General features: G+C 35.5%; 9 protein-coding genes. 1 reads left to right on the top strand and 8 read right to left on the bottom strand.

Annotated features, from left to right (window positions below; all coding sequences use genetic code 11):
* Window positions 1-82: 82 nt before the first annotated feature.
* From SFC47_RS07095 to SFC47_RS07065, 7 genes are all read right to left on the bottom strand, one after another.
* On the bottom strand, window positions 83-358 hold the full coding sequence (locus SFC47_RS07095) for a hypothetical protein (protein WP_411253534.1): 276 nt from the start codon (window positions 356-358) through the stop codon (window positions 83-85).
* Window positions 355-5,166, bottom strand: a complete 4,812-nt coding sequence (locus tag SFC47_RS07090; protein WP_411253533.1) for a DEAD/DEAH box helicase — start codon at window positions 5,164-5,166, stop codon at window positions 355-357. The genes SFC47_RS07095 and SFC47_RS07090 overlap by 4 nt, the downstream gene beginning before the upstream one ends.
* On the bottom strand, window positions 5,157-8,651 hold the full coding sequence (locus tag SFC47_RS07085) for a hypothetical protein (protein WP_411253532.1): 3,495 nt from the start codon (window positions 8,649-8,651) through the stop codon (window positions 5,157-5,159). The genes SFC47_RS07090 and SFC47_RS07085 overlap by 10 nt, the downstream gene beginning before the upstream one ends.
* Window positions 8,652-9,267: 616 nt before the next feature.
* Window positions 9,268-9,687, bottom strand: coding sequence for a hypothetical protein (locus tag SFC47_RS07080; RefSeq protein ID WP_411253531.1), 420 nt, complete (start codon window positions 9,685-9,687; stop codon window positions 9,268-9,270).
* Window positions 9,662-10,957 carry a replicative DNA helicase gene (locus SFC47_RS07075; protein WP_411253530.1) on the bottom strand — a complete coding sequence of 432 codons (1,296 nt, stop codon included), beginning with the start codon at window positions 10,955-10,957 and terminating at the stop codon, window positions 9,662-9,664. The genes SFC47_RS07080 and SFC47_RS07075 overlap by 26 nt, the downstream gene beginning before the upstream one ends.
* The gene (locus tag SFC47_RS07070; RefSeq protein WP_411253529.1) at window positions 10,954-11,940 is read right to left on the bottom strand and encodes a DnaD domain protein; all 987 of its coding nucleotides are present in this window, start codon (window positions 11,938-11,940) and stop codon (window positions 10,954-10,956) included. The genes SFC47_RS07075 and SFC47_RS07070 overlap by 4 nt, the downstream gene beginning before the upstream one ends.
* 728 nt (window positions 11,941-12,668) lie before the next feature.
* Window positions 12,669-13,496, bottom strand: coding sequence for a TrmB family transcriptional regulator (locus tag SFC47_RS07065; RefSeq protein WP_411253528.1), 828 nt, complete (start codon window positions 13,494-13,496; stop codon window positions 12,669-12,671).
* Between the two features lie 139 nt (window positions 13,497-13,635).
* On the opposite strand from SFC47_RS07065, the gene SFC47_RS07060 reads away from it, so the two are divergent.
* Window positions 13,636-14,265, top strand: a complete 630-nt coding sequence (locus SFC47_RS07060) for a homoserine/threonine efflux transporter (RefSeq protein ID WP_411253527.1) — start codon at window positions 13,636-13,638, stop codon at window positions 14,263-14,265.
* 188 nt (window positions 14,266-14,453) lie between these two features.
* Here SFC47_RS07060 and SFC47_RS07055 read toward each other — a convergent pair whose 3' ends face one another.
* Window positions 14,454-16,250, bottom strand: coding sequence for a M3 family oligoendopeptidase (locus SFC47_RS07055; protein WP_411253526.1), 1,797 nt, complete (start codon window positions 16,248-16,250; stop codon window positions 14,454-14,456).
* Window positions 16,251-16,267: the final 17 nt, after the last annotated feature.

Below are 16,267 nucleotides of genomic sequence, written 5' to 3'. Positions count from 1 at the left end.
TAAACAAATATTATAATGGAACAGAACCGATAAGCTTCGGTTCTTTTTAGGTTAAAGATAATCTTATTAACCGTTTTATTATCTATTTTGTTAATAATTTTATATCATTTTTTACAAATGTAATTATCTCCTCAATATTTATCAACCTTAATTTATTTATACTCACCCATTTTCCATTAGAATATAATCGCATATTGCCTGTTTTGGTATTGAGATCACCAACGACATTAATTCTTCTTAGATCCTTACTAGTAGTACATCTAACATTTACAAACCCAGAATCATTCTTATGATTTACAACTTCTAAACAACCAATCTCATTTAATTCATCTAGTAACTTTTTTGAAAAATCGTTCACAGGATCTCCTCCTTATATAACTCTGCAGTTTCAATATGACTTGAATTACCCTTCCCCAAAAGCTTTGTTAAATATTCATGTGTAATACCTCTCTCTAATATCTCATGATAAAACTGATTTTCAAATCCTCTTAAACAGCCATAGCAGCTTGTATCTTCCCCACATCCACATGAACCTGACACTTTTAATTTAGCATTTTCAAGGACACCTCGTAGATTCTGAGAGATTTTCTTTGCGTGCCCAGCACCACCTGGCACATCATCATACAAAATAATAGAGGTATTTGTTACATCTACTCCGTCAGCACGATATAAGCAGCCGCCGATTTCGCTTCTTGCTACGCCTAATTCAATACTTGCACCTTCCATCACTGCATATAGTAGAGATGGCCAGAAGCTTTTCTGATTAAATTTTTGCGAAATCAAAGGCAATCTTATTTCCACTACATCAGTGATAAAATCATGCCCTAAATGAATATTATGCAAATACGTGTTATCACATGTTTTACCAAGCTTGTTTTTATGCTCCACTTTTCTCTCATTCGTCTTTTTAGACTTCGTTAATTTCGTTTGTGTGATATAGCCGCATCGCTTACAAAGTGAATACCCAAGACCCCCACCATTATTTACGATTACCAATTTGCCTCTAGAAGAATATTTGACTTCAATTTCATGGGTGCCTATATTGATAACTTCCTGTGTAGATTCGGTTAATTCTAATTCCTCTTCTACATAGTTATCAAACTTTACTCTAGATGGTAGAGGTTTTGCTTTACGTCTTTCACCAGGATTTCCTGGTAAGTCGTCTGCCTTTGTAGAGAATCCGAATACTGGCTGCAGATAGTAATAGTAGTTTAAAGGCTCATGACAGCATTCCATTTCTCTATCTTCATACGATGTGCCCAAATCAACATGATAGCCATATAAACGGCCACAACTCTTACAAATGGCATACTGTTGTACAGGCCAGCTTTTCATCTTATTCATGTTCAACGCATATGGTTTCCAAACCTTTTTATTGGCTACGATTTCAGAACCTGGTGCAAACTCCGAAATCGCCAGTTTTAAGTCTCGTGAAATATTAATAACTTTAGCATTTTCCCCATTATGAAGAATATCTAAATTAACCACATCTACCGGAAATCCATATTTGGGTAATACATTACTTGAGGATAAGAAACTCAAAACATCTTTCGTCAAATAGGTATTTTGGATTTTTAGTATATTGTCACTAGGTTTCCGTTCCAAGTCTAGTCTTTTTTTCAATTCTTCCAGTTCATCAATAATCTCTTTCACATTCGACTCCGCGATAATTAAGGCTCCCTCATCATCTTTAAGTAGGTAGTCAACCCATTTCCAATTCTCTATATCAACAAAAGCCTGTAAAGATCTTGAATTTGGTACAATAAATTGTAATGCCTTCTTCAGATCTTCTGGTTGTGCATTTAACACTTCTTTTAATACCTGGACTGCACTCTTTTCACCATCGCCAGAAATATTAAGGAAATTATCAACCTTCCCATAATATGTTTGATACTTTCTAAAAAACCAAGCAAACACAACGGAGAACACATGCCGAAGTACGATTTTTTCATTGTTCATTTCTATATACGGTGCCTTAATCATACCTCCAATAATATTCTCAGGAAATTGGTAGTAGGTAAGATCATGTGAACGTCTTTTGGCATAGGTCAATGAAAATGCAGTTGATTCTGTCCGTCTACCTGCACGACCTGCTCTTTGAATATAATTTGCTGTTTCAGGCGGTACATTGCGCATAAATACGGCTTCAAGCTGTCCGACATCCACACCCATTTCAAAGGTTGTAGAACAGCTTAAAACATTCACTTCTCCCCGTTCAAAACGATTCTGCAATCTAGAGGCATATTCACTTGTTAACTGTGCTGTGTGTTCGTTTGCAATCAGAGGTAATGGTTTCATCTTTGTATATAAATCTTTAAAATAAGTAAACCTACTCATATCATCATTGTATTTAACCAATGATCCTTCACATCTAAAGGTAGGGCATATACCTCTCAAATTATTAGAATTGATGCTGCCGCACTTATTGCAAATATATAAATTCTCCGGTTTTAGCACTTGCCATTTTTTATAATTCAGTTTTAGTACTGTTCCTTCTCTGGCAAGTGGTGTTTCAGAAATATATCCATCCTTTACCCAGAACCCCTTATATAATTTACCGGTAAGAAGCTCTTTTAGAAGACTCCTCGCCTTACCGGCTGCATCCTCCTTAGAGTATCCCTTCGCTTTATACATTTTTTGGATGAAATCAAGTCTTTTATTATTCAGGTTTTCCTTTGGTAACCAGCCGACAATATTATTACCTAGGGCACTTTTTTCTGATTCCAACTTAAAATATACTTCTTTGTTTCTTGGTGCAAAGGTTTGATCGGTTATAGAAACTAAGTCTGGGAAGGTAATAGCATTAAGGTCTCTTAATGAATTAAATAAATTTTTATATAATTCCCATAAATCATCAATGGTAAGGTCTAGTTCAGCATTAATCCCAAGACTGTTCATATTTAATTTTGACCATTTATCCGGTTTTTCCGGTACAAATGAAATTAATCCCAAACCTTCTAGTCCGATTTGGCGTTCTGTGTTCATGAATTCTTTTATAAGCACAGTCTGGATTTGTTTTTGTTTTTCAATATCGTCAAGGCCATTTTCGAATAGGCCTTTTTGTTTCCCAAACTTTACAACCGCATTGGCCAGGCTATCGATACGAATATCATCGTATTCTTGAAGATTGCCTAATTCATGTATTATCGCATTTCTCCATAAAATATTGCTATACTTCGTCTGAAGGAAAGATGCAAAAAAGGCTGCCTCTTGCCGGCTGTCGGAAAACACCAATAGCTTACGACCCAATAAATCTTCATCGATTTCTTCACTTTCTCCAAACAAATCATCTTCCATTACTTGCTGTTTGTTTGGTGGAATACATTGATATAAAGACCTAGTCAAAACTTCTGTTGCTGGGTCATCTGCCGTTCTAAATTGTTTTACAATGTTCTTTGAGTGGTTTCCACACTTCAAGCACGTATTGACTGTGTACTCGGGCATTTTTATTTTAAGTACTTTTATGAATTTTTCACTTGGAAAATTACAACAATGTGTCCGTTTCACTTTTCCATCCGGTTCGATATGACCACAACCAGTGCATAAGATATATTCATCACTGTCAATTGAAATACCACCACCTTCAACAACGGATTCATCCCCATCTATTGATGTGACATCAATCTCTTCTTCTGTTGTATTAAGCATGTAATATTCTTGTTTTCTTTTAATAACACCCTCGATATCAACATCAGAATCTGCATGAATCAGTTTTTCATTTTCTGTCCTTCCAGTGATATATTCTTGTCCACATCTTTGACAGTTTGCAAGTTCAAAGGTTGCCACTATGTGACCGTCATTTAATCGATGTGTTTTCTTCCTGTCCAAGAACAGTCTTCTTTTCTTGTAAAGCGATACATAGGCACCTTCCAACGCTTTCGCAAACACATGATATCTTGCTGGTAATAATGGCATGGAATCATCATCTTCTTTTGCCATCGCACAAAGGTTTACAATTTCTACAATTGCCGCTAGCTTTTCTGATTTTGATAGATTCTCATCCTGAAAAAATGAATTGGTTAAATTGCTTAGCAGTTGCGGCTTTTTTTGAAGAATTTCTTGCAGTTGCATGACATTGATATCATCTTTTAGCAGGTAAAATAATTCTGTATTGCTTTTGTTTTTTCCTAAGTTAAGGTATTCATAGCTTTTTCTTTTTACACCATGAATTTTCCGATGTGTTAGATTGATTCTCATAGATTCAATAATATCTTCAGGATAAAATGGTTCGTGAAATAAATCTGATGCAAATTTGGCAACTTCTTTTAATGCATCTTTACCACCACCTAAGGTAGCACTTGTAGCAATACAGGTTAATTTTTGTTTTTGATTTTTAGAGATTCTTTCTTTCAATTTTTGTAAGAGCATAGATATTTCTGTACCTTTTGCTCCGTTATATGTGTGGGCCTCATCTAACACGATAAACTTCCAATTTTCTGCATAGCTTTGGTCAAAAAACACATTGTCATTTGGACGTAAAAGTAAATACTCTAACATAGCATAGTTGGTCAGCAAGATATGTGGTGGAGTTTCTCTCATTTTTTCCCGAGAAATCAATTCATTTGGAATCGGTTCAATATCGGGATTGGTTTTGGCAAATAACTCCTCCGCTTTCTTTTGTGTCTCTTCCGTTTCACCTGTATATCTTCCAAATGTAATGTCTGGATAATCTTTTAGAATCCCTCTTAATCTAGCAATCTGATCATTCGCAAGGGCATTCATTGGATATAATAATAACGCCCTTATGCCATTATTTAGTTTTCCAGACTCTTTTTCTCTCATTAACTCATTAATGATTGGTAGTAAAAAACACTCTGTTTTACCACTCCCCGTCCCTGTAGCCACTATAATATTTTTTCCATTAACGACCTTTTTTATTGCGGTTTCCTGATGAATATATAAAGTTCGATTGAGCGGAAAGTGCTTTTTCAATGCATGGAACTCTTTTGACACGATCCCTTCGTCCATTAAACCTTTCATGCTTTTTCCATTAATAAAAGGCTGTGTTATCTCAATAAATGGTCCTTTTACAAACTTACCTTCATCCGAGAGTTCATTCCTCGCTTGATTCATTAACTCTTTATCTTGAAAGAAAAACATTGAACTTAAATATTCCACATACTCTTGTTTAATTTTCTTCGTTGTAGTGATAGGATTTAAACCCATGTGAATCCCCTTTCTATTCTCATATATAACTCAATGATGATTGCATCCCTATAGTATAATTTCCCGCATTTTTTAATTGTGTAATGTAATAAACGGCTGAACTCTTTTCTATCGCGCATTAAACCGTTTCTAATAAAAGAAGAATACAAGGCAATTAATCCAATATAGTAACCTAATTCATCATCGTTCCTTCGTTTAGCTATGGCCAGGAATGCATCACTAAATTGTTCTTTTAATCCTCTATCACAAGGTATATCGATTACAAATGCTAATTTTTCTTGAATTTGCATGGATACTCTTGAATGATCCCTCCACTCTGCTAGCAATTGGAGCCTGGTTTTGCCAAATATTTTAGTCTCCTGAACAGTATGTTCACGTTGAAACTCTCTTAGAAAATCAGCAGAGTTCTTCATCATATTTTTGGGCCGTTGTAAACAGTTAGATACATACTGAAAATAATCCGCAATATAAGTACTCTTTCCTAGATTTTTATCAGATAAAATTGTAGTATCTGAATTATCATCACCAAAAAGATCTTCTTCCTTCAAGACTTCAATACCTGAAATACCTGCCCAATTAAATCCCCATGATTTGTTATCAGATTCGACCAAATGAATGAAACCAGCCATATCCTCATCAATGTCCGCAAGCAGCATTAATAGATGTTCATTTAATCTTGTCGTGGATGTTAAATTATTACAGTGAAATTTATGAAGTAATTCTTTCTTATATTTTTTGGTAAACTTGCTTTCTAGAATATATTTCATTGTTTCTTTTCCATCACCTGAGAACGATTCAAATAGGGAAGTAAACAATTCGTTTATTCTAGAGGCATCTTCTTCCTCTGAAAAGAATCTGTCATGTAAGATATATGCATGTGCCAAATAATTGATATCTTCAGGTACTCTTTTTTGAATACTTCTAATCTCAGAGTCAATTTTAGATAATCTTTTAGGGATTAACTCTTTTTTCATAAATCTACTTCTCAAAATTTGATACAATATCCGCTCCATATCACTTGTGAATTTGCGCTCTCCTTTGATCTCAATCTTCCTTTTCTGAAAATCCCTTAAAGAACAAACTTCTGCCTGATCTTCTCCTGAAAATAAATCATCTGATTCTTTCTGGATTAGATATTTATAAACGCCATCTTCCATCCCGGTTGTATCAATATGCTTTTCATTGGTTTTATCTTCTATAATGATGTGATAAGGATTCATCCAAGGCTTTAAAAAGTTAAACAAAACGATTTCACGGCCATAACGTGTTCCCTTTTCATCCCATTTGATATAAATACCATTGTCATCCTGTGTGTGGAGAGAATTCTTTATCACCACTTCATCTTGAAATCGAGCTACCATGAAGTTTGACACGATTTCATCATTTGAACCAATTAATGTTAATTGAATTTGATAATCTATCTCTGAAGATGATTGTTGAATTTCAAATAGATGAGAATTTAAAGGGATCCTCATTCTATCCTTGTTTTTGATTGATAGTGTATTACTAAGAAAAACTTCCTTATCCGGTCCAATCAAATCTACTTTTAAATTTGGAATATCATAATAGCCTCCAAAATCAAAGGCGATCAATAAATAAGGATCGGTTGAAATCCTTAAATCTAGAGGCGTCAGGTTATAAACTTTACTTGAAAATTGGATTATTTCGTTCTCTAACCCAATGATCCCCCAAGAAACTGGGTAAATGCTCTTTTTAATGGATGTTGAAAAGATATGTTCATTGAAAGTATATCTATATTCACCAATTAGGAAACGATCTTTGTCGGTAACCTTAAATCTATGTTCTATGTATTTTTCATGCATGATTTCCGATATTTTTTCTGCGTTGTAGATCTCCAGTTCCACATTTTTACTGGTCCTTAATGTTTGAATCGTATTTTCATAACCCTTGTATTGGGACGGCCAATACTCATACTTATCTACTTGATAACTTCCGTACGGAACATATTCTATAATAAACCTCCCATTCATTCCTGATCGGCTTGATAGTTTAATATCATATTCTCCATAGCCATCATTAGATATATAGGAGCTAAGTAAAATGACATCATCCTTAAGTGGTATTAAATGATTGGATTTACTAATAACACTGGTAGATGATTTATGCTTGATCTCTAGATGCCATCCTCCTTCAGCAAGCATCGGTACTTTAATATATGGCAGCTTAATATAAGCTCTAGTGTTTTCTTGATTAAATAAAGTTTCGCCACCGGAAATAATCGGCTTATTTTCCGTATTAACTCGAATGGTAAGTCCAGTGCACTCAAGTACTTTCACATTTGATAAATCAACTCGATAAATGTTATAAGACGGCCAAGTGGGGATCCTTGGAAGTTCAATCATTGGTAAAGCTTCTATTCCATTTATCCGAATGTTGCTGTCCAATAAAAGAATGACTGACTCATTAGGTAAAGCATCTGTCTTGATAACATTGCCATTATGAGAAAAGGCCATATAGTTATCGATAACCCCATTAAACTCCCATTTAGATATTTGATTGTCATCCACTTTAAGAGAAATGGTGTATGTATTTGCTGGTCTAATCGTCACTATTTTTTCCTCAGAAACCAACACACCGCTTCTCTTAAAAAAATCAGCTTTCACTGAATTGGTATTTTCATCACATGAGATTTCCCACATAATAAAAGGATCATAACAATCCTTAGCTATTATTCTTGGTAATTCACAATATATACCAACACCGTCCAAGTCTATTTTTATTTTCGGACCAGTTAGTTGAACATTACTTCTAGCTTGGATACTTTTTTTATTCTTAGGTTTTTCTTTCCAAAACGACACATTCTCTAACATTCGTAGGTAATTACCGTTCTCCAACTCCTCATCGCTATCAACAAAATCACTAAGGATAAGTTTTCTAGTATTCTGGATAAAATGGTATGAATCCCTTTTATTAGATAACTTAATATATCGTTTAACTGGCATTTCCGTTTTATTTCTCAAATAGTAAAGGAAATCATCCACGTCAAAATCATCATAAAATGTATCATTCACTGTATTACTAATGGCTGCAAAATAACTATCATACGCATTTATCGGAATTCCTGCATGGCACAATATTGGTGTAACATAGGTAAAGCCTTCATCACTTTCATTTTCAAAATTATTTAATTTGTATTTATCCACTACACTTGAAAATGCATAGTAAAGGTCCATTCTTTTGTTGTAGGATAAAAACCCAGTATATTTTTCAATAGGCTCCCAGAATTTTCTATTATCATATTCATACACCGCGCAAAAAACAAGGAATACTGCAAGAGATTCCCTGTATCTATCAAATATCTGTTGGCTTACATTATTCTCATATAATACCGTAATCACGGATGCAAGAAGCTTGAAATCTTCTTTTGATACTGGTAAGTCTCCGATTAAACTGTAATTAGGTATCTGTGCAACGAATGTTTCGTTCATTGATTTTAACGTACTATCTTCTGTCAATAATCTCATGATCAACCTCTCCCGATTAAATGTGTGCTCAATATACTATGTAAAGGGTTCTATTTTGGAAACATACTTACATTATTCGAGATGGTAGGTCATTTATCCTCTTTCAAATAAGTAGTAATTACTATATTCAACAAATTTTTCTATGGGATAAAAATAAGCTAATTGTTATATTTAATGCAATTTGGTAAAAATCTATCTCCTATACGAATTTTGTAAGATAATAGTAATTAAAGAAAAGTTTGATAGTGAATTCAAGTGAACATTAGTAAGGAAACGTATTTCCAAGAAAATACGTTCTATACCTTTGTGATATATTAGAAAACACAAAAACAAAAAAATTAATCAATCATAAGAGCTTCGCGTGTACTCTCGTTACTTAATAAAAAAATATGCCTGTCACTAGTCAGAATATGTAACATTCGACAAGCAACAGGCACATTATTTAAATAATTAGGGTTATGCTTTTCTGCTTTTGGTTCACTCCAATAAAATCTTCTTAAAATAGGATTCTTAAAAAGTTCTTTGTTATTCTAGGTAATCTCTCCTTCCCTATCTGCTCAAATTAATTCTTATAACGTGGACCTTGGGGAAGGTTCTTCTAGGTATACATTCACCTCTATCGCGAAAAATATCCCACTATCGCTGGGAACCCCCCATATCCCTTCCTCATATCCCGAAACGAAATCACCTCCTTTCCTCTATAAAACTCGAAATCTAGTAAAGATTCATGACAGTTTAACGGCTTTTGATGAAATGTTTTTTCATACAACTGAATGGCTTCTTCTTCACTAAGGGCAAAGATAAAGACAAAATCCCTCTGGTTCATCTTTAATGAGTAAACTCGAAGCTTTTTAATTCCTAATACATTGGTTGTAATCATTTCTGCCACTTGCTGATGGTTGGCTAGATCAAAATTCAGTTTGGAAATGTCATCCTTTAAAGAAACTTTCTTCTCTTCTAGTAAATGGTGAATATAATGGGCCAATGAAGAATCTTCATATAGAAAACAATCAAAGTAAGCGTCTTTTATTAACACCCTCTACCACCCAATTCTCTGTTTTTTCCTTTGATTCCTCGATTCTTCCTGTACACTCGTTGTAATCAACAAACACTGACCCCACTGGACCATTTCGATTTTTCGATATAATGATTTCAAGAGGAGAATTCTTTATTTTCTTGTCATAATAGGATTCACGATACAGGAACAAAATGACATCGGCATCCTGTTCCACACTGCCTGATTCCCGAATATCAGACATCATTGGCTTTTTAACTTCTCTCGACTCTACTGATCGATTAAGCTGTGCCAAACAAATTACTGGACAATTAAAGTCTTTTGCCATTGTTTTAAGTGATTTGGATATTTCCGTTACTTGTTGATGGGAATTCCCTCTGTACACTTGACTTGAAGAAATCAATGTAAGGTAATCAATAAAAATGATTGGTTTTTTGGATGGAAATTGGTGGATCATTTTTCTCGTTTTCGCTCTTATTTCGGCAATACTTTGCCCAGCTCCATCAAAAATTTGAATATTGGTCTCAGCCAGCTGCCCGAGAACATCGAACCAGGAATTCTTTTGGTCTTGATTCAGCATCCTTTTCAAATCTCGCATTTTTCTTCGGTTAAGGTTCCCCGCTGAAGCAACGAGTCGAGAGGTAATCAGCTTTTCAGGCATTTCCAATGAAAATAGCAGCGGCAGGAACCCGGCCCAGCCCGACATTTTGGCGAAATGAAGCATTATATCGCTTTTCCCCATGGAGGGTCTTGCTGCCACAATCGTTACTTCCCCATTCTGAAAGCCGCCTCCGGTCATTACATCGAGCTCTTGGATTCCTGTTGTGGCTGTATTCAGAACGATTGAGTCTTCCCATGGTGCCTCATAAATATCTGCCAATGCTTCTGTTAAGGAGGTATGATCCTTCATTTTACATTGATTGATTTTATCCAGTTCAGTGGTAATCCTCGAAATTTCCCAATCACTCACTGCAGCCACCGTTAAGATATTCCTTTTTTCTCGTTCCTTCCACGCAGAAAGAATGAGCTCCTCCGTATTCTCGAATTTATCAAGATCTGCGTATGATAACAGTTCAGATAGATAGGACATTCCACCAAAAAACTCAAGGTCAAGCAACGTTGCCAAGGAGATTAAATCAATATTCTTGCCTGCCCGGGTTAACTCCAGCATTTTTCGCATTAATTCTTGATGCCGCACACTTTCCAGCTGATTAGGCTGAATCACGGTATCCTTGAGTAAGTACTCGGCCTTAATCAGGCTTCCTAAATATGCTTTCTCCGCTATATTCACCAATCTTCACCTTCCGATATATCTGGGTTAAATCCACTTGGAATATATCTTCCGCTCGGAACCGGTTTCGTTGTTTTCCAATTATTCGCTGCAGGCTTTTGGTTCTCTTGGTAGAAATCAATTTCTTCTACCGTCAGTAATGATTCGTTTTCCCAATTTTTTAGAATCCCCAGCACATAACTCAGCCTTCGCTTGTTATTTGTACATGCAATCTTCAATGCCTTTAAAATTACGTCTTTCGGCTGCAGGAAGCGACAATCATCTAACCAGGATAATAGCTGCTCTTTTGCATTCACATTGCTAAAACCAAATCCATTATTATCCCAAAAGGCAATAATGTCCTTCACATCTTTCATTTTTTGCTTACCCTGCAAATGATGCACATTATTTAGATGGTCTTCTTGTAAGGGCTGAAAGACTTCTTGTTGTTGTTCTTTTTCTTTCTCTTCTTCTTTTTCTTCTTCTTGTCCACGTATCGTATGACGAGTCGTAAAAGTCTCGTTTGACTCTTCCCATACGGGCGCTAGATATGTATTATTTTCTACATGAAGACTCACTTCTTTGTTACAAAACGAATCATAAAGTAAGCGGAATTCTGGTTTATGAATGGACTCCGCAACATATTGAATCAGTGAGATATCTTGGACTTCTTTTAATTCGGAAAAAATACAATCCATCATCGGTTTCCCAGCTCGGTCAAAGTTATATTCCGCCCAGTTTTTGATCGCGAGCTCTCTCGTTTCAGGATTATAACGAACCAGCCGGTGAAGTTGGATGAATCGTTCCATTAATGTTTGAATAAATTCGGTTGTGTAGCCCATATCAAAAGCAATTTGCTTGATCGTAGTTTTATAGATTCCAATTTGTTTCGTCCGTTGATTGGTTAAAAGATATAAATAAAAGTGCCTGTCATCTGGAGTCATCTCCTCTGAATGAATCGGGGTCACCCAAAAATCCGTTCTCACTTTTCTAAACCTAGCCATTCACAACACTACCCTTCTTCTGCCAAATACTTTCACCCTTTATATAAGGAAACAGGAAGAAAAAGGACATGGTACTTTCAAAAATTTGTGAATGTTTTATGACAAACGGGTTTTTGGCTGCCTCCTGTACAGCTTTCCCTAAATAAAAAAACTCACAATTGTTGATTTAACAACAGTTGTGAGTTTTTACCGTTAGGAAATGCTCGTTAAGTGGTAGACTTAGAAGTGAACTTCATAGAAAATATTTATATGACTGAGTTGGTTAAAGGCAACGGATAATTCCGCTGCCTTTTCACTATTGCCCCGATAGTTCATGTCGTTTTCTTTACAATGTCCACCCATATTGAAGAATTAACCGATATAATGCTATGCAGAGTCCTAATATACTTGCTTTGATTTTAGAGGGATGGTATCTTGTGCTACGAAACAAGTAAAAGAAAACTACTATAAATCCTAAGGGTATCCATAACTGAAAGACACCCTCCTTTGTAATCTGAGAATAAATTGGGGCAATATAGGTGCTAATTAGAAAATAAAATATAACTGTAAACCGTCGTGTTTCTAATTGCCTGCTCCACCTTACCAATAAGAAAATAATGATGATTGCGATGATCGTGATGTGTAAAGGGGGTAGTACAATTGCACCGTCACCAATTCTGAATTCCATTCGGATTTCCCACCTTTTTTAGTGGATCAATATTTAAAAAGCGAGACAGCATAGTACAAATTTATTTTACATAATGTTTTTTAAAATCGGAGTGTATAGAAAATTTATGGCGTAAATTCACGAGGTTTTTCCCAAAGCTTTCCTCTAAGAGTTCTCTATGTTTCTCCATAATTTCCATGAGATATAAATCATGAATCATGACTTCTGTAATTGGCATAACTAAACCTACATGCCTTGTCCACGCTGCACGGCTATCTTTCCCCAGCGAGACAATCCCTGCTACTACTTCTGAATCATCTGAACTAATTACAATCCAGCGTCCACCATACTCTTCTGTAATTTCATGCCCCATGTAATGGAGGTAAAGGTTTGCAAAATCAGATCGAATTTCCCCATAAGCAATAATCGTTACGTTGACTCCTCTTTTTGCTGCCTGCCTTAGTTCAAACTCCAATTCTTCGTATTCCTCTTTCCAAACCTCTAAGAGAATCCTTGTTTTTGAAGATGCGATACAATCTTTAACCTTCTGTAGTATTTCAATGCGTCCCATGATATTCCAAATATTTTCCCGGTCATTTGCAGATTGTTCGAACTCTGCTAGTGACTTTTCTGCTTGTTCAAAATTTTGTTCTGCTTCGCGCCGACGGTTTTTAATGAGCTCCTTTGCAGGCACAGGAGTATACTGCGGCGTGTTTCCTGGACTAACCAGAATATCTCCTCGTATGGCGAGACTATCTAGAACTTCATATATTTTTGAACGTGGTACACCAGAATTCTTCGCTACTGCATATCCAGTTAAGGGGGATTCCTCCAAAAGGCTCAGATACGCTTTCGCTTCATATTCGGTAAAATTTAGATTCTTTAAAGTTTCAAAAATGGTTTCTTTCATAAAGCCTCCACCCTATTGTAGTCGCTACCTTAGTAACTAATATTCTATCAAAATTGTTGATTATTTCCAAATGCTTCTGATATACTCATATAAGTAGTTACCTTGGTAGTCACTATTATGATAAGAAGGGAGAAACAACATGGATAGCTTACTAACATACATATCAATTGCTGCGATGATGGTTGTTATACCTGGGGCAGATACGATGCTTCTCGTGAAAAATACCCTTAGCTATGGTCCAAAAGCTGGACGTTATACGGTCCTTGGAATGGCAACCGGACTTTCTTTTTGGACGCTTATTGCTATTCTTGGATTATCTGTGGTCATTGCAAAGTCTGTCATTCTTTTTAGTACAATCAAATATTTGGGAGCGGCTTACTTAATTTATTTGGGGATAAAAAGTTTTTTTGCTAAAAGTGTATTCTCTTTAGAGGAGATCCAAGCACAAGCAAATGCATCTGCCAAGTCTTCAAGCCGGCATAACAAAGAGTCCTTTATGCAAGCATTACTGAGTAATGTTCTTAATCCAAAAACGGTATTGGTTTATATAACTGTCATGCCTCAATTTATTGATTTGAACGGAAATGTAAATCAGCAATTAATACTGTTAGCATCCATCCTTACTTTACTTGCTGTATTGTGGTTTCTAACCCTTGTTAACGTAATTGATTACGCAAAAAAATGGTTGAATAATCCCAGGTTCCAGAAAGTATTTCAGAAATCAACTGGCTTACTTTTATTAGGTTTTGGTGTTAAAACAGGGATTTAACTTTCATCTATTTACACTCCTCATTCAATTTTCTCCGTTCAGACAACTGAACGGTTTTTCTTTTTTGTCCTCCTTTGCTTCAAAAGTGCAACTAACAACATTGTTCACCTAACCTGCTTCGTTGTTTGAAGAAGAAAAAATGACCGCCGCAGCGATCATCTTCTTTACTACTTTTTTCATCCACCATTTTAAGAAGATGTTAATTTAATGAATTCTTCTGCATCTTGTACGCATAATGCCATTCCTTTTTCCCAGAACGCCTCTGTCGTAATATCTTCACCTAAATGTTTCATAACCAAATTTTCTACAGTCATACTTCCTGAATCTCGAAGTAAGGCTAAATAATCTTTCTCAAAGTCTTTTCCTTTCTCCTTTGCCTTTGCGTAAATGCCCAATGCAAATAAATACCCAAAAGTATATGGGAAATTATAAAAAGGCGATTGAGTAATATAGTAGTGTGGCGTCCAAACCCAAGAATAAATGGAAGGTTGTTCTAAGGATCCAGCATACGCCTCATTGATTGCTTCTTCCATTAACTGGTTTATTCGATGAGCTGAAACAAAACCTACATTACGTTCCTTGTAAAATCTTTGCTCGAATAAGAACCTCGAATGCATATTCATAAAGTTCATTACACTGCGTTTTAATTTTTCATCCAGTATAAATAATTTTTCTTCTTTTGAATTTGCTTTTTTCATAGCTGCATCAAAAATTATCATCTCAGAGAAAGTGGAAGCCGTTTCAGCAATACTTAATGGATAACGCTTATTCAACCCATTAACAGACTTCATAGCATGATTATGAAAAGCATGCCCTAACTCATGAACAAGCGTTAATACATTTGTGAAAGTACCGCTGAATGTCATAAAAACTCTTGATTCTCCTGTGAGTGGAAAACCAGCACAAAACGGAATTGCGGACTTATTTGGACGATCTTCTGCTTCAATCCAGCCTTCATTAAAAGCTTTCTTAACGAAGCCTTCTATTTCGGTTCCAAACTTACTAAAATGTTCTGTAATAAATGTAGCAGCTTCCTCGAATTTTATCTCTTGCTTACTTGTTGTAACGGTAGCCCAAAAATTATAAGCCTTCATACTAGAACCGCCTATCATTCCGGCTTTTCGCTTCAAGTAATTTGAGAAAGGTTGTTTATATTTACTGATCACTTTCCACATCGTATGCAGCGTTTCTTCCTGCATTCTGTTCTTTTTCAAAGGATCTTCTAGTGCACTTTTTATCCCACGCTGGTTATTTACCTGTATACGAAAGCCAGCAATATGATTGATTATTTTACTGAATACTTCTTCTTTCTCTTTCCAGATAGATTCTAATGCATAATGAGCTTCCCTACGGACTTCTTCATTAGGGTGCGAACGCAAGTTAATGGCTTGTCCAACTGATAGATTTTCTTCTTTTCCATTAATAAGAATCTTTACGTTAATCCTACTTACTAGATCATTATAGAATTGTCCCCAAGCATGGTACCCATCAACCATTAAATCAGAGATTAAATTTAGCGCCTCTTCAGACAAATTCTTATCTGCATTTTCACGCCACTCGTATAGAATAAATCTATATTCTTTTAATTCTTCGGTCTCTAGTAAACTTTCCCAAACATCTTCCTTTGTATATATAAATATTTTCTTTACTTTCGATAATTCTTTTTCAAAATGAGATTCTATTTTAGCAATCTTGCCTCGTAAATTAGCAGCATCTTGGTCCTTTGGATTTTGTGCAAGGAGACAAGTGATAAATGAAGTAGCTTGCGATAGGTACAAACGAATGTTTCCGATGTTTTCAATTAAATGCACCACTTTGATTACTTCAGTTGTTGAAAGTGGGGTAATTAATGAAATAACACTACCTTCTAATGCATGTACAAGATCTTCTAACCGTTTAATATGATCTGAAAATTGACTTGATTTTCCTCCCCCCATAAAAATCTTATCTAAATCCCACACTTTCGGATAGCTAATTTTCCTCATTCCTTACCTCCTCTAAT

Source organism: Neobacillus niacini (assembly GCF_046591715.1).
Classification (GTDB): Bacteria; Bacillota; Bacilli; order Bacillales; family Cytobacillaceae; genus Neobacillus; species Neobacillus niacini_L.
Note: the sequence above shows the minus strand (reverse complement) of the source record. Positions and strands in the feature narration are given on the sequence as shown.

Excerpts from the sequence above, each read along its gene's own strand:
- SFC47_RS07090 (WP_411253533.1), bottom strand. The coding sequence starts at position 5,166 with ATGGGTTTAAATCCTATCACTACAACGAAGAAAATTAAACAAGAGTAT.
- SFC47_RS07085 (WP_411253532.1), bottom strand. The coding sequence starts at position 8,651 with ATGAGATTATTGACAGAAGATAGTACGTTAAAATCAATGAACGAAACA.
- SFC47_RS07070 (WP_411253529.1), bottom strand. The coding sequence starts at position 11,940 with ATGGCTAGGTTTAGAAAAGTGAGAACGGATTTTTGGGTGACCCCGATT.
- SFC47_RS07065 (WP_411253528.1), bottom strand. The coding sequence starts at position 13,496 with ATGAAAGAAACCATTTTTGAAACTTTAAAGAATCTAAATTTTACCGAA.
- SFC47_RS07060 (WP_411253527.1), top strand. The coding sequence starts at position 13,636 with ATGGATAGCTTACTAACATACATATCAATTGCTGCGATGATGGTTGTT.
- SFC47_RS07055 (WP_411253526.1), bottom strand. The coding sequence starts at position 16,250 with ATGAGGAAAATTAGCTATCCGAAAGTGTGGGATTTAGATAAGATTTTT.